Consider the following 14,863-nt stretch of genomic DNA (forward strand, 5'->3'; position numbering starts at 1 on the left):
ACTACGCTACCGCCAGTTTCTGCAAGTCCACGAGACGCGCGACGCCCTTGCGCGCCAGCGCCATCAACGCCAGGAACTCGGCTTCCGTGAACGGTTCGCGTTCCGCGGTGCCCTGGACTTCGATGATGCGGCCATCGCCCGTCATGACGAAATTGGCGTCGGTATCGGCTTCGGAGTCCTCGGCATAGTCGAGGTCGAGCACGGGCGTGCCCTTGTAGATGCCGCAGGAGATCGCGGCGACGTTGTCGCGCAACACGTTGGCTTTGACCATGTTGCGCGCCTTCATCCAGGTGATGCAATCGGCGAGGGCGACCCAGGCACCGGTGATCGAGGCCGTGCGGGTGCCGCCGTCGGCCTGGAGCACGTCGCAATCGACCGTGATCTGGCGCTCACCGAGCGCTTCGAGATTGATGATGGTGCGAAGCGAGCGGCCGATCAGGCGCTGGATTTCGACGGTGCGGCCGCTCTGCTTTCCGGCGGAGGCCTCGCGGCGGGTGCGTTCCGACGTCGCGCGCGGCAGCATGCCGTATTCGGCGGTGACCCAGCCGCGGCCCTGGCCCTTGAGCCATGGCGGCAGGCGGTCTTCCAGCGTGGCGGTGACCAGCACGTGGGTGTCGCCGAATTTCACCAGGCACGAGCCTTCCGCATATTTGACCACGCCGCGCTCCAGCGTCACGGGGCGCAATTCGTCGGGCGCACGGCGGCTTGGCCGCATGGGAATCCTCCAAAACTCTCGGAAAAGGGCTGTTGGCGGTGCTTGTAGGGGGGGTAAGGGTGGGCGGCAAGGGGGAAGATCGAGGCCTTATTCACCCCCGATTTTCAATCCGCGAACGCCACGCTTGTCAGAAGCCCCAGGGATAGACAAATTACCTGTATCTGAGAGGAGTTACGGTCTGTGGCCCATCACGATCCGATCCATCTGATCGCGCCGCGCGCGGGCCTTGCCCAGCTCAACGAGCGTTCCCGCGACATCTTTCGTCAAATCGTCGAAAGCTATCTCGCGACCGGGGAGCCGGTGGGCTCGCGCAATATTTCGCGCCTGATCGCCATGCCGCTGTCGCCCGCTTCAGTCCGCAACGTCATGGCCGACCTGGAACAGCTCGGCCTGATCTACGCCCCGCACACCTCCGCCGGCCGGCTGCCGACGGAACTCGGCCTGCGCTTCTTCGTGGATGCCCTGATGCAGGTCGGCGACCTCAATGACAGTGAACGGCAGGCGATCCAGAGCCAGTTGACCTCCGTGGGCCACGCGCAATCGGTCGAGGCTGCGCTCGAGGAAGCATTGACGCGGCTTTCCGGCCTGACCCGTGCGGCCGCCGTCGTGCTGACGCCGAAATCCAATGCGCGGCTGAAACATATCGAATTCGTCCGCTTGGAACCGGAAAAGGCGTTGGTGATCCTGGTCGGCGAGGACGGGCAGGTCGAAAACCGCGTCTTGACGCTGCCGCCGGGAGTTCCATCCTCGGCGTTGACCGAAGCCGGCAACTTCCTCAATGCCCGGATCCGGGGCCGGACCCTGGCCGAGGCGCGGCTGGAGCTCGAGACCGCACTCGGAGAGGCGCGCACCGAGCTCGATCAGCTGACGCACAAGGTGATCTCGGCCGGTATCGCCAGCTGGTCCGGCGGTGAGAACGAGGACCGGCAGCTCATCGTCCGCGGCCACGCCAATCTGCTCGAGGATTTGCATGCGCTGGAGGATCTCGAGCGCGTTCGCCTGCTGTTCGACGACCTCGAGACCAAGCGCGGCGTGATCGACCTGCTCGGGCGGGCCGAGACCGCGGAAGGCGTGCGGATCTTCATCGGCAGTGAGAACAAGCTGTTCTCGCTGTCGGGCTCGTCCACCATCATCTCGCCCTATCGGGACGCTGCCGGCCATATCGTCGGCGTTTTGGGCGTGATCGGGCCGACGCGACTGAATTATGCCCGCGTGATCCCGACCGTGGACTACGCTGCCCGCATCGTCAGCCGGCTCCTGGGGGGCTGACCGGCGTCTCCCCCGATCACGGGCGCTTGATTTTCGGTGCCCGAAGCACGATATCCGGGCCAGAAACCCCTGAGATGAATGCGAAAAGAGAGCCGATGACCGATCGAGACCGGCAACCCGAAGACACGAGTGCTGCGGCCGGCGAGCCCGTGGTGTCAAAACCCTACATCATGCCCGACGATCCCGAGCCCGGCTCGGTCGAGCTCCTGCAGAAGGAAGTCGCCGAGGCGCGCGACCGCATGCTGCGGACGCTGGCCGAGATGGAGAATTTGCGCAAGCGCACCGCCAAGGAGGTCGCTGACGCCAAGCTCTACGGCGTCACGGGCTTTGCCCGCGACGTGCTCGACATCGCCGACAACCTCCAGCGCGCGCTCGATGCCGTTCCGGCCGAGGCCCGTGCGGCGGCCGATGCAGGCCTCGCTTCGCTGATCGAGGGCGTCGAGCTGACCGAGCGCTCGCTGCTCAGCGCGCTGGAAAAACACGGCGTGAAGAAGTTCGATCCCCTGGGCCAGAAGTTCGACCCGAACTTCCAGCAGGCGATGTTCGAGGTGCCTGATGCATCGGTGCCCGCGGGCACCGTCGTGCAGGTCATGCAGGCCGGTTACACCATCGGCGAGCGCGTGCTGCGTCCCGCCTTGGTCGGTGTCGCCAAGGGCGGCGCCAAGGCCGCGCCCGCCAACAGCAACGAGCCGAACGGCGCGGCGAACTAGTTGATCCTCATGGTGAGGAGGCGCGTCAGCGCCGTCTCGAACCATGCGGGCCGAACTGCTGCAGCGGGGCCTTCATCCTTCGAGACGCGCGCGAAAATGCGCGCTCCTCAGGATGAGGGTCTTGCAGTTTTTTGACCGGGCCTACGCGCTCGCCGCGATATCCGCGGACTGGATCCGCTTCACGCCGGCCTTGGCCATATCGGCCCAGGCTTTTGCGAGCGAACCCTGATTGTCGATGCCGCGGCAGGCGTCTTCCACCACATAGACCTCGAAGCCCGCCTTGCGCGCGTCGAGCGCGGTCCATGCGACGCAAAAATCCGTCGCCAGCCCGACTACGAAGACGCGCTTGATCTTGCGCCCCTTCAGATAGCCGGCAAGGCCGGTCGAGGTCTTGCCATCGGCTTCGAGGAAGGCCGAATAGCTGTCGACGTCCTTGTGAAACCCCTTGCGGATGATGAGCTCGGCGTGCGGGATCGCAAGGTCTTTCGACAGCGCGGCGCCGTCGGTGCCCTGCACGCAATGGTCGGGCCACAGCACCTGCTTGCCGTAGGGAAGATCGACGGTCTCGAACGGCTTCTTGCCGGCGTGGACCGATGCGAAGGAAACATGGCCTTGCGTGTGCCAGTCTTGCGTCATCACCACGTTCGAAAACGCTTTCGAGATCTTGTTGATGACGGGCACCACTCGCTCGCCTTCCTTCACGGCAAGGCTGCCGCCGGGAAGGAAGCAATTCTGCACGTCGATCACGAGCAGCGCGGATGCATCGTCCGGCTTGATCGATGTGGCCGCCAGAATCGCGGTTGGCGCGAGCGCCACGAGCGCGCTCGTCCCGAGCGCCGCCAAGACTTGTCGCCGATCCAGCATCATTCGCCTCCCTCCAGGATGAACTCAACGGAAGGGGAGCCTAGTTCCGTTCGTATACGAACAGAAGCCCGAAAATGCAGCCGGCTTTGGTGAGTGGTTGGGCTGCTGACCGGATACCTTCGTCGGGACGACGATGAGTGTCGGGTTAGCCTTTCGGCTGGATGCCGTCGCGGACTGCGCGGAAGCGGGTGAAGGCGGCCGGCCATTGCTCGCGCGGGGCGCTGGCGATGATGCGCAGCGAGGCGCCGCCGCTGCTGAAGCGGATCCACTGCACCACGGTCACCGGCGTCTTGTCCTTGCCGCTGACGCCGTCGATCCGGGTCTCGAAACCCTGCTGGCCGCTGATGCGGATCGGCTCGGACATGGTGACGCGGGACTCGCGCACGCCGGGAATCTGGAGCGCCGCCTCCTGGGCGAAGCGGGCGCGGTCGTCGGCGGCTTGCGGGGTGGCGCCAATCACGCCGAGGATGATGAACGGCTTCGATTCATAGCCGGAGCTCTCGTCGCCGTCGGCCAAGATGATGCTCGAGCCCGGCGCCAGCGTGCGAACGTCCTTGAAGTCTGCGAGATCGGTGATCTTGAACGGCATCAGCGCGATCTGCTCTTCGGCCGAGACCTGCTTGCGGGTGACGACGCTCGCGAACATCTGCCGCACCGCCTCGTCGGTGTAGATCTTGACCGCATTCTCCGGAATCTGCACCGCGACATAGCCGGAGAAGCCGGCCCCCGGCACGATCATCGAATAGCGCCGAACCGGGGTCTCGCCGGCCTTGCCGCTCTCGGTCGTGAAATAGGCAAGACCCGCGGGCGTCTCGATCTTGTCCTGCTTGACGCCGTTGGCTCCGGCCGTATTGGAGTTGAAGGCGCTCACCACCTCGCCATAGGCCGCCGGCGGCAGCTCTGTGATCAGCACCTTGACGCTGCCGTCCTCGCTCTCGAAGCCGGGAAAGGTCTTGGCCGTGTTGAGACCGACCAATGGCACCATGCCGAGGCGCAAGCCGGGTGGGAAAACGGCGTCGGCAGCCAGAGCCGGAAGCGCAGAGGCAACGAGGAGGGCGAGCGCAGCAAGGGGGCGGATCAGCTTCATGGGCACTCTGATTGGTTCACATTGAGGCCGTTCGATGGTGGCCAGCCGGCCCCTTTTGTCGCGCGAGGCAGCCCGATGACGAGCCCGGCCGGCTGCCCGCCTTTTAGCGGGTTTGGACTTGCCGCAACAGGGCGGGGCGGAATGCGGTAGCCGATGTCGGCCGATCGCGGCACCTGTTAATAATTCCTCACCCGCAAGGGCGGTGCAGCCCGGATATGTTCTTCCAAAACCCAATGTTTTCACGGCCGAAACTTGCGTTCGGTCCTTGCGGGCACCTCCCCCCCTCCTATATGACCCCCAACCATCGCAATATCGCGAATGTTTGATCTTAGGGGGTTTCGGTTCGGGTGCCTTCTGGGCCCAGCCAGCCTGCCGCAAAAACAAGGATACAGGACCATGGGAAAGGTCATCGGGATCGACCTCGGCACCACGAATTCGTGCGTCGCCGTAATGGATGGCAAGAACGCCAAAGTCATCGAGAATTCCGAAGGCATGCGCACGACGCCTTCGATCGTCGCCGTGACGGACGACGGTGAGCGCCTCGTCGGCCAGCCGGCCAAGCGTCAGGCCGTCACCAATCCCGAGCGCACGTTCTTCGCAGTGAAGCGCCTGATCGGCCGCCGCTACGACGACCCGATGGTCGAGAAGGACAAGAAGCTCGTTCCGTACAAGATCGTGAAGGCTTCCAACGGCGACGCCTGGGTCGAGGCCGACGGCCAGACCTACTCGCCCTCGCAGGTCTCGGCGTTCATCTTGCAGAAGATGAAGGAGACCGCGGAAGCCCATCTGGGCCAGAAGGTCGACCAGGCCGTCATCACCGTGCCCGCCTACTTCAACGACGCCCAGCGCCAGGCGACCAAGGACGCCGGCAAGATCGCGGGCCTTGAAGTGCTGCGCATCATCAACGAGCCGACCGCGGCCGCGCTCGCCTATGGCCTCGACAAGACCAAGACCGGCACGATCGCCGTGTACGATCTCGGCGGCGGCACGTTCGATATCTCGATTCTCGAAATCGGCGACGGCGTGTTCGAGGTGAAGTCGACCAACGGCGACACCTTCCTCGGCGGCGAAGACTTCGACATGCGCCTGGTCGGCTATCTGGCCGACGAATTCCAGAAGGAGCAGGGCATCAACCTGCGCAACGACAAGCTTGCGTTGCAGCGCCTGAAGGAAGCTGCTGAAAAGGCCAAGATCGAGCTGTCGTCGACGACGCAGACCGAGATCAACCTGCCCTTCATCACCGCGGACCAGACCGGCCCGAAGCATCTGACGATGAAGCTCACCCGCGCCAAGTTCGAGGCGCTGGTCGATGACCTCGTCCAGAAGACCGTCGAGCCCTGCCGCAAGGCGCTGAAGGATGCCGGCCTCACCGCCGCCGAGATTGGCGAAGTGGTGCTGGTCGGCGGCATGTCGCGCATGCCGAAGGTCCAGGAAGTCGTGAAGCAGCTGTTCGGCAAGGAGCCGCACAAGGGCGTCAACCCGGACGAAGTCGTGGCGATCGGCGCCGCGATCCAGGCCGGCGTGCTTCAGGGCGACGTCAAGGACGTGCTGCTGCTCGACGTGACCCCGCTGTCGCTGGGCATCGAGACGCTGGGCGGCGTGTTCACCCGCATCATCGACCGCAACACCACGATCCCGACCAAGAAGAGCCAGGTGTTCTCGACCGCCGAGGACAGCCAGAACGCGGTCACCATCCGCGTCTTCCAGGGCGAGCGTGAAATGGCGGCCGACAACAAGATGCTCGGTCAGTTCGACCTGATGGGCATTCCGCCGGCCCCGCGCGGCATGCCGCAGATCGAGGTGACCTTCGACATCGACGCCAACGGCATCGTCAACGTCTCGGCCAAGGATAAGGCCACGTCCAAGGAGCAGCAGATCCGCATCCAGGCCTCCGGCGGTTTGTCGGAAGCCGACATCGAGAAGATGGTCAAGGACGCCGAGGCCAATGCCGAGGCGGACAAGAAGCGCCGCGAGGCCGTGACTGCCAAGAACGACGCGGATGGTCTGGTGCATTCGACCGAGAAGGCACTGGCCGAGCACGGTTCGAAGGTCGCAGAGACCGAGCGCCGCGCGATCGAGGATGCGGTCAGCGACCTCAAGGAAGCGCTGAAGGGCGACGATGCCGAAGCCATCAAGGCCAAGACCCAAACGCTGGCCCAGGCGTCGATGAAGCTCGGCGAGGCCATGTACAAGCAGCAGGCCGAGGCCGACGCCAAGAAGGATGCGGCCAAGGACGACGTCGTCGACGCGGAGTTCACCGAAGTCGACGACGACAAGAACAACAAGAAGTCCGCCTGAACCCCGCGAGGGTGATGATGCGGACGGCTTGGACCCCACACGCGCCAACGGCCTCCTCCCTCGCGGGGGAGGCCATCGTGTCGGGCTCGACGGGGCAAGGCCTTGCTAAAATCGGCCCCGTTACGATCGATCAATTCCCAGCCGTTATTCTGAATGCTGCCGTGCAATCCTCTGCCGCGAGGCGGAAGGCTGCCTATATCGTTGCATGGCGACGTTGCTTCGCTCCGACTTGAATCGCGATCGGATAGACTGAGCTCATCATGTCCACGTCCACCAAGCGCTGCTACTACGAAACCCTCGAAGTCGAACGCGATGCCGACGATTCCGTCCTGAAATCGTCGTTCCGCAAGCTGGCGATGAAGTTTCACCCCGACCGCAATCCCGGGGACGACACCAGCGAAGTCAAATTCAAGGAAATCAACGAGGCCTACGAGGTCCTGAAAGACAAGGACAAGCGCGCCGCCTATGACCGTTACGGCCATGCCGCCTTCGAGCAGGGCGGCGGCGGTGGCGGCCCCGGTTTCGGCGCGGGCTTCGCCTCCTCTTTTTCCGACATTTTCGAAGATCTGTTCGGCATGGCCGGACAGCGCGGCGGCCGTGGCGGCCGCGAGCGCGGCGCCGATCTGCGCTACAACATGGAAATCACGCTCGAGGAAGCTTTTGGCGGCAAGACCGCGCAGATCGAGATCCCGGTCTCGGTCACCTGCGAAGCCTGCTCGGGCATCGGGGCCAAGGCCGGCACCAAGCCGAAGACCTGCTCGACCTGCGGCGGCGCCGGACGCGTACGGCAGTCGCAGGGCTTCTTCACGCTGGAGCGGACCTGTCCCGGCTGCCAGGGGCGCGGCCAGATGATCGAGGACGCCTGCCCGTCCTGCTCGGGTCAGGGGCGTGTCACCCGCGAGCGGAATCTGTCGGTCAACATTCCCCCTGGAGTCGAGGACGGCACCAGGATCAGGCTCGCCGGCGAGGGCGAGGCCGGGGTCCGCGGCGGCCCGCCCGGCGACCTCTACATCTTCCTGTCGCTGGCCCAGCACCAGTTCTTCCAGCGCGACGGCGCCGATCTGCATTGTCGTGTGCCGATCTCGATGGTGACGGCGGCGCTTGGCGGCGAATTCGAGGTGCCGACCATCGAGAAGGGCAAGACCAAGGTGAAGGTCCCCGCAGGGACGCAGTCCAGCCGCCGATTCCGCATCGCATCAAAAGGCATGCCGGTGCTGCGCTCGCGCCAGATGGGCGACATGTATGTTCAGGTCGTGGTCGAGACCCCGCAAAATCTCACCAAGAAACAGCAGGAATTGCTGGCCGAGTTCGAAAAACTCTCCTCCGGCAACACCCAGCCGGAATCCGAGGGTTTCTTCACCAAGGTCAAGGATTTCTTCGGTAATCGGGCAAGTTGACGCGTCTTGACCGTGCCGCCTTCGGCCTATACGTCTTTATGACCATTTTCTGACACGCCGCGGTCACGCGGTCCCGGCCGGTCCCGACATGCCATTGCCATCGTCCGCGCGTGCGTTGAAGAAGCCCCGTCTCGATGACGAGGTGCGTTTTCTCCGGTCATGGATCGAAAAGCCCCTCCACATGGGCGCGGTGATGCCGTCGGGCAAGCTGCTGGCCCGGACCATGGCCCATTACGTCGACGTCAATTCGGACGCACCGGTGGTCGAGCTCGGGCCCGGCACCGGCGCCATCACCTCGGCCTTGGTCGAGCGCGGCGTCGACCAGAAGCGTCTCGTCCTCGTCGAGTACAATCCTGGCTTCTGCGCCCTGCTGCGCGACCGCTATCCGCAGGCCAAGGTGGTGCAGGGCGATGCCTATCGCCTGCGCGACACGCTGTGGAACGTGCTGAGCGCGCCGGCCTCCGCGGTCGTCTCCGGCCTGCCGCTGGTCACAAAACCGATGCTGACGCGGCTGCGGCTCATCCGCGACGCCTTCACGGCCCTGGCGCCCGGTGCGCCCTTCGTCCAGTTCACCTATGCGGTGGTGCCGCCGATTCCGAAATCGCTGCCCGGCGTGTCCACAGAGGCCTCGGAACGGATCTGGATGAACCTTCCGCCGGCCCGCGTCTGGGTGTATCGCAAGGACTAAATCCGCCGGCATTCCTGTTTGCGTGGCGGGCTCGTTTCGCCGAACGCATGGAAGCGGATGTCCGCACCGAAAATCCTGATCATTCCCGGCTCACTGCGCACCGGCTCGCACAATGCGAAGCTGGCAGCGATCGCCGCCTATGCATTCGACCAGGCCGGCGTCGACGTCACCCGCATCTCGCTCGCCGATTTTCCGCTGCCGATCTATGACGGCGACCTGCAGGCCAAGTCGGGTGTGCCCAAGCACGCGATCAATCTCAAGCGCATGATCGGCGCGCATCATGGCGTGCTGATCGTCTCGCCCGAATACAATGCCTCGGTGCCGCCGCTGCTGAAGAACGCGATCGACTGGGTCAGTCGCGTGCATGAGCTGCACGAGCCGCGTGGCGAAGTGTTCCGCAACCGCGTCTTCGCGCTCGCCGGCGCCTCGCAGAGCCGGCTTGGCGCGGCTCGCGCGCTGCAGGCGTTGCGGCTGATCCTGACCTCCTGCCACGCCAATGTGATTGCCAACCAGCTGACGCTCGCCTTTGCCGACCAGGCCTATGACGATATGGACAGGCTGAAGCACGAGGGCGATATCGCCGCGTTGAAGGAACTGGTGCGGCAGTTGATCGATTTTTCCCAACGCATGATGTGAGGTGACATGACGCCAGCCGAGATTGCCCCGAAAGACCGCTTGATCGTCGCGCTCGATCTGCCCGGCGTTGATGCCGCGGAAGCGATGGTCAACCGGCTCGGCGACAGCGTCACCTTCTACAAGATCGGTTATCGGCTGGCTTATGCCGGCGGCTTGCCGCTGGTCGGCAAGCTCGCCGACAAGGGCAAGAAGGTCTTTCTCGATCTCAAGCTGCACGACATCGGCAACACCGTGGCGCAAGGCGTCGACAGCATCACCAGGCTCGGCGCGACCTTCCTCACGGTGCACGCTTATCCGCAGACCATGAAGGGTGCCGTCGAAGGTCGCGGCAGCTCGAACCTGAAGATCCTCGCCGTCACTGTTCTGACGTCCTACAACGAGGACGATCTGCACGCGGCAGGCTTCCGGCTCGGCGTCTCCGAGCTCGTCGAAGCGCGCGCGCAGCAGGCGCAGGTGCTCGGCATCGACGGGCTGGTATCGTCGCCGGAGGAAGTCGGAGCCTTGCGCAAGATCGTCGGCCACCAGATGAGCCTCGTCACCCCCGGCATCCGGCCGGCGGGCGCGGCGAGCGGCGACCAGAAGCGCATCATGACGCCGGGCCGCGCGATTGCGGCCGGCGCGGATTATCTCGTCGTGGGGCGGCCGGTGGTCGAAGCCACGGACCCCAAGGCGATCGCGGAGGCCATTCAGGCGGAGATCGCGCAAGCGCTTGGCTAATCAACAACACAGGGAGAAGAACAATGGCAAAAGGCTACTGGATCGGACGCGTCGACGTGAGCAGTGACGAGGGCTACAAGCCCTATGCCGTCGCCAATGGTCCGATCTTCAAGAAATGGGGCGGCCGCTTCGTCGTCCGCGCCGGCAAGTTCACCACCGTCGAAGGTGCCAGCCGCACCCGCAACGTCGTGATCGAATTCCCGGACTACGAGACCGCGATCGCCTGCTACAACTCGCCGGAATACCAGGCCAACATCAAGGTGCGCCAGCCGCACTCCGTCGCCGACCTCATTATCATCGAGGGCTATGACGGCCCGCAGCCGTCAGACGGCTGAGGCGCGCTCAGCTCCGTCATGGCCGGGCCTGACCCGGCCATCCACGTCTTCACGCTCATATGCGTGGCCGTTCGTGGATGCCCGAGACAAGCCCGGGCATGACGGTGGCGTTTGCCCCACGGTTGCCGGAACTGCCTCCCCCCGCTACAACGACCGTGAGAGGATCGCACCATGTCCGACATGCGCTTGATTGTTGCTGGAGCCGGCGGCCGGATGGGCCGGGCGCTGACGCGGGCGATTGCCGAAAGCAAAGGCGCGGTGCTGGCCGGCGCGCTGGAGGCGCCGGGCTCGGAGCTGCTCGGCAAGGACGCCGGCGTGCTCGCAGGCCTGCCGGCCAACGGCATCAAACTCTCCGGCGATCTCTGGGCGTTGTCGAAGGATGCCGACGGCATTCTGGATTTCACGGTGCCGGCGGCGACGCTCGCCAATGTCGCGATCGCCGCCGAACGCGGCCTCGTGCACGTGGTCGGCACGACCGGGCTGTCGGGCTCCGACAACGCCGTGATCAAGAGTGTCACCAACCGCGCGGTCGTGGTGCAGTCCGGCAATATGAGCCTGGGTGTCAATCTGCTCGCCGCCGTGGTCAAGCGCGTCGCCAAGGCGCTCGACGAGAGCTTCGACATCGAGATCGTCGAAACCCATCACCGCATGAAGATCGACGCGCCTTCGGGCACGGCACTGATGCTGGGCCAGGCGGCAGCGAGCGGCCGCGGCATCGCGCTCGACGAGCATGCGGATCGCGGCCGCGACGGCATCACCGGCGCGCGCAAGCCCGGCGACATCGGCTTTGCGTCGTTGCGCGGCGGCACCGCGGCCGGCGATCACAGCGTGAGCTTCCTCGGCGCGTTCGAGCGGCTGACGCTGTCGCATCACGCGGAGGATCGCATGCTGTTCGCCCACGGCGCACTGAAGGCGGCGCTCTGGGCGCATGGCAAGAAGCCGGGGCACTACTCCATGGCTGACGTGCTCGGCCTGTCTGACATCTGAACGAAGCATGATCCGGAAAGTGTGAAGCGGTTTTCCGACAAGATCATGCTTAGACAACGAACGAAACGGAAAGCAGTCAATGAGCGAACGTCTTCTCGTGCTGGTGCGGCACGGCCAGAGCGAATGGAATCTGAAGAACCTGTTCACTGGCTGGAAGGACCCTGACCTCACCGAGCTCGGCGTGAAGGAAGCCTCGGAAGCCGGCCGCAAGCTGAAGGCGCAGGGCCTCGTGTTCGACGTCGCCTACACCTCGGTGTTGACGCGCGCGCAGCACACGCTCGATCTCATTCTCGGCGAGCTCGACCAGAAGGGCCTGCCGACGACGAAGAACCTCGCGCTGAACGAGCGCGACTATGGCGATCTCTCCGGCCTCAACAAGGACGACGCCCGCAAGAAATGGGGTGAGGACCAGGTGCTGATCTGGCGCCGCTCCTACGACGTGCCGCCGCCCGGCGGCGAAAGCCTGAAGGACACGCTCGCGCGCGCACTGCCGTATTACGTGCAGGAGATCCTGCCCGGCGTGCTCAACGGCAAGCGCACATTGGTTGCGGCTCACGGCAACTCGCTGCGCGCGCTGATCATGGTGCTGGAAAAGCTCTCGCCCGAAGGCATTTTGAAGCGCGAGCTCGCCACCGGCGTGCCGATCATCTACCGCATCAATGCGGATTCGACGGTGGCCTCGAAGCTGGATCTGGCGGGGTAGCTACGTCCGCGCGCGACGGAGCCGGCCAAACACTCGGCGTCGTCCTGGCGAAAGCCAGGACCCATAACCACCGTCGTTGGTTTTGCGATGACTGGTGGTTGGCAGTCGGCGCCAAAACCCCTTCCTGGGGTAATGGGTCCTGGCTTTCGCCAGGACGACCATGTGGAGCAGTTTACTTTACTGCATCCCGAGCTGCCCGGCCTCCCAGCCCAGCATCGCCTGCTTGCGGGTGATGCCCCAGTGGTAGCCGGTGAGCGTGCCGCTCTTGCCGAGCGCGCGGTGACAGGGCACGACGAACGACACCGGGTTCTTGCCGACGGCAGCGCCGACGGCGCGTGAGGCTTTCGGGCTGTTGATGTTGCAGGCGATGTCCGAATAGGACACCGCACGGCCCATCGGGATCTTCAGCAGCGTCTCCCACACCCGCACCTCGAAATCGGTCCCAATCATCACCACGCGCAGCGGCTGGTCCGGCCGCCACAGTTTCGTGTCGAAGATGCGCTGCGCCAGCGGTGCGGTGCCTTCGTGATCCTCGACGTAAGTTGCGTTCCGCCACCGCCGCGTCATGTCGGCGAGCGCCACCTGTTCCTCACCGGGATCGGCGAAAGCGAGTCCCGACAATCCGCGATCGGTCGCGATCACGATCGCGGTACCGAACGGCGAGTGATGAAAGCCATAGCGCAGGATCAGCCCCGCGCCGCCGTTCTTCCATTCGCCCGGCGACATCGCCTCATGCGTGACGAAGAGATCATGCAGCCGGCCCGGACCCGACAGGCCGGAGTCGAGCGCCGCATCGAGGATGCTGGCGGAGTCCCTGAGCAAGCCCTTGGCGTGATCGAGCGTGAGCGCCTGCATGAAGGCCTTCGGCGTGATCGAGGCCCAGCGGCGGAACAGATGGTGCAGCTCGTCCGGGGTGACGCCGGCCGCATCCGCCATCGCCTCGATGGTCGGCTGGGCGCGCCAGTTTTCCGAAATGAAGGCGATCGCCCGGCGCACGGAATCATAGTCGCGCATCGCGGCGTTCTGGGAGCCCGGCCCGGCCAGGCGCTGGTCATGTATCGCGAGTGTCATCATGACCACAAATGTAGGAGAGGGCAGGGTGCGAAACCACCCGATTTCCGATCCGCAAATCAGGTGACCGGATTGTAGGTCGGGCCGCGCCGGGCAGCATTTAATGCCTCAACCAAGCCTTTGTAAAAACTTGCCTTTTCGTCCGGTCCCAGGAAGCGGGCGATTTGGATCTGGTGACCCCGCGAGATCAGATAGAGGTGCTCGATGCCAAAATCCTCGTCGATTTCCATGTCGAGCCGGACCCAGAGCGGGTTGAAGGTCCACTCGACCACCTGGCCGTGCTGGCTGACGCGCCGCACGCGCAATTCAGATGGCGTGACCACGATCTCCTCGCTGGCCCGCGCCGCGCGGAAATTGGCTTTGAAGGCCCACCAGATCACCAGCACGTCCAGCCCGAAGAAGCCGAACACCGGCCACGCCCCCATCATCAGGAAGACGAGGCCGGTGACGAAGCTGACGACGCTCAGGAACAGCATCACGGCGAGGAAGCCGGTGCGGTTCAGCGAGCGGTGCGGCGTCAGGCGCGCGGAAAAGATCTGAGGCTCAGCCTCGCTTCCGGATCGTTCGCGCTCAATTTCGTTGCCTGTGCTCATCGTCCCTCAGTATATCCCGATCATGGCGAAAATCACCCGCAAGCCGGTCCCGCGTAAAACGTCCGTGCCGAAGAAAAAGGCAAAGCCGGTCGCGGCCAAACCGAAGGGACCCGCGAAGAAATCGCTTAAGGCCATGAAGCCCTGGACGCCGCCCGAGGTCCACGAAGCCTTCAGCCGTTTCCGCAAGGCCAACCCGGAGCCGAAAGGCGAGCTCGAGCACGTCAATCCCTTTACGCTGCTGGTCGCCGTGGTGCTGTCGGCGCAGGCGACCGATGCTGGGGTCAATAAGGCGACGCGTGCGTTGTTTGCGATCGCCGACACGCCGCAGAAGATGCTCGACCTCGGCGAGGAACGCCTGCGCGAGTACATCAAGACCATCGGCCTCTACCGCACCAAAGCGAAGAACGTGATCGCGCTGTCGGCGAAGCTGCTCAGCGAGTTCGGCGGCGAGGTGCCGCGCACGCGCGCGGGGCTCGAGTCGCTGCCGGGCGCCGGGCGCAAGACCGCCAACGTCGTGCTCAACATGGCCTTCGGCGAGCACACCATGGCGGTCGATACGCATGTCTTTCGCGTCGGCAACCGGACCGGACTTGCGCCCGGCAAGACGCCGCTGGAGGTCGAGCTCGGTCTCGAAAAGGTGATCCCGGCCGAGTTCATGCTGCATGCCCATCATTGGCTGATCCTGCATGGCCGCTATACTTGCCTCGCGCGCAAGCCGCGCTGCGAGGTATGCCTGATCAACGATCTCTGTAGGTGGCCGGAAAAGACGATCTGAGGCTGGCGTTCGGAAAAG

Annotated in this window: 16 protein-coding genes; 11 read left to right on the forward strand and 5 right to left on the reverse strand. The window is 64.6% G+C overall.

Annotated features, from left to right (window positions below; genetic code table 11):
• Position 1: 1 nt before the first annotated feature.
• On the reverse strand, positions 2-715 hold the full coding sequence (gene rph / locus ACVIN2_RS20650; protein ID WP_027514789.1) for a ribonuclease PH: 714 nt from the start codon (positions 713-715) through the stop codon (positions 2-4).
• A gap of 180 nt (positions 716-895) precedes the next feature.
• Here rph and hrcA point away from each other — a divergent pair, with 180 nt between their 5' ends.
• Both hrcA and grpE read left to right on the forward strand, forming a co-directional pair.
• Complete coding sequence (gene hrcA / locus ACVIN2_RS20655; protein WP_007598483.1) at positions 896-1,984, forward strand: heat-inducible transcriptional repressor HrcA; 1,089 nt, start codon at positions 896-898, stop codon at positions 1,982-1,984.
• A gap of 95 nt (positions 1,985-2,079) precedes the next feature.
• Entirely contained in the window at positions 2,080-2,694 is a 615-nt protein-coding gene (gene grpE, locus ACVIN2_RS20660) for a nucleotide exchange factor GrpE (protein ID WP_456766946.1), read from the forward strand.
• A 141-nt stretch (positions 2,695-2,835) separates the two neighbouring features.
• Here grpE and pncA read toward each other — a convergent pair whose 3' ends face one another.
• Both pncA and ACVIN2_RS20670 read right to left on the reverse strand, forming a co-directional pair.
• Entirely contained in the window at positions 2,836-3,558 is a 723-nt protein-coding gene (pncA, locus tag ACVIN2_RS20665; RefSeq protein ID WP_456769772.1) for a bifunctional nicotinamidase/pyrazinamidase, read from the reverse strand.
• Between the two features lie 145 nt (positions 3,559-3,703).
• On the reverse strand, positions 3,704-4,645 hold the full coding sequence (locus ACVIN2_RS20670) for a hypothetical protein (protein WP_456766947.1): 942 nt from the start codon (positions 4,643-4,645) through the stop codon (positions 3,704-3,706).
• Positions 4,646-5,041: 396 nt separating this feature from the next.
• On the opposite strand from ACVIN2_RS20670, the gene dnaK reads away from it, so the two are divergent.
• From dnaK to ACVIN2_RS20710, 8 genes are all read left to right on the forward strand, one after another.
• Positions 5,042-6,943 carry a molecular chaperone DnaK gene (dnaK, locus tag ACVIN2_RS20675; RefSeq protein ID WP_027566215.1) on the forward strand — a complete coding sequence of 634 codons (1,902 nt, stop codon included), beginning with the start codon at positions 5,042-5,044 and terminating at the stop codon, positions 6,941-6,943.
• Positions 6,944-7,203: 260 nt separating this feature from the next.
• Positions 7,204-8,340, forward strand: a complete 1,137-nt coding sequence (dnaJ, locus tag ACVIN2_RS20680) for a molecular chaperone DnaJ (RefSeq protein ID WP_456766948.1) — start codon at positions 7,204-7,206, stop codon at positions 8,338-8,340.
• A gap of 88 nt (positions 8,341-8,428) precedes the next feature.
• A complete protein-coding gene (locus ACVIN2_RS20685) occupies positions 8,429-9,028 on the forward strand; it encodes a class I SAM-dependent methyltransferase (protein ID WP_007598495.1) in 600 nt (199 codons plus the stop codon).
• 57 nt (positions 9,029-9,085) lie between these two features.
• Positions 9,086-9,664 (forward strand): NADPH-dependent FMN reductase, encoded by a 579-nt coding sequence (locus ACVIN2_RS20690; RefSeq protein ID WP_456766949.1) that lies wholly within the window; start codon positions 9,086-9,088, stop codon positions 9,662-9,664.
• Positions 9,665-9,670: 6 nt separating this feature from the next.
• Entirely contained in the window at positions 9,671-10,381 is a 711-nt protein-coding gene (gene pyrF, locus ACVIN2_RS20695) for an orotidine-5'-phosphate decarboxylase (RefSeq protein WP_456766950.1), read from the forward strand.
• Positions 10,382-10,404: 23 nt separating this feature from the next.
• A complete protein-coding gene (locus ACVIN2_RS20700) occupies positions 10,405-10,716 on the forward strand; it encodes a DUF1330 domain-containing protein (RefSeq protein ID WP_027566211.1) in 312 nt (103 codons plus the stop codon).
• 171 nt (positions 10,717-10,887) lie between these two features.
• Positions 10,888-11,703: a 4-hydroxy-tetrahydrodipicolinate reductase gene (dapB, locus tag ACVIN2_RS20705; RefSeq protein WP_027566210.1), complete on the forward strand. Its 816-nt coding sequence runs from the start codon at positions 10,888-10,890 to the stop codon at positions 11,701-11,703.
• A gap of 79 nt (positions 11,704-11,782) precedes the next feature.
• Positions 11,783-12,406: a 2,3-bisphosphoglycerate-dependent phosphoglycerate mutase gene (locus tag ACVIN2_RS20710; protein WP_456766951.1), complete on the forward strand. Its 624-nt coding sequence runs from the start codon at positions 11,783-11,785 to the stop codon at positions 12,404-12,406.
• Positions 12,407-12,583: 177 nt separating this feature from the next.
• Here ACVIN2_RS20710 and ACVIN2_RS20715 read toward each other — a convergent pair whose 3' ends face one another.
• Both ACVIN2_RS20715 and ACVIN2_RS20720 read right to left on the reverse strand, forming a co-directional pair.
• Positions 12,584-13,480 carry a methylated-DNA--[protein]-cysteine S-methyltransferase gene (locus tag ACVIN2_RS20715; protein ID WP_007598507.1) on the reverse strand — a complete coding sequence of 299 codons (897 nt, stop codon included), beginning with the start codon at positions 13,478-13,480 and terminating at the stop codon, positions 12,584-12,586.
• A 56-nt stretch (positions 13,481-13,536) separates the two neighbouring features.
• The gene (locus ACVIN2_RS20720) at positions 13,537-14,070 is read right to left on the reverse strand and encodes a DUF2244 domain-containing protein (protein ID WP_456766952.1); all 534 of its coding nucleotides are present in this window, start codon (positions 14,068-14,070) and stop codon (positions 13,537-13,539) included.
• Positions 14,071-14,092: 22 nt separating this feature from the next.
• Between ACVIN2_RS20720 and nth the strand changes: the two genes are divergently transcribed.
• Complete coding sequence (nth, locus tag ACVIN2_RS20725) at positions 14,093-14,845, forward strand: endonuclease III (protein ID WP_456766953.1); 753 nt, start codon at positions 14,093-14,095, stop codon at positions 14,843-14,845.
• The last annotated feature ends 18 nt before the right edge of the window (positions 14,846-14,863 follow it).

The sequence above is a fragment of the Bradyrhizobium sp. USDA 3650 genome (genome assembly GCF_054057395.1).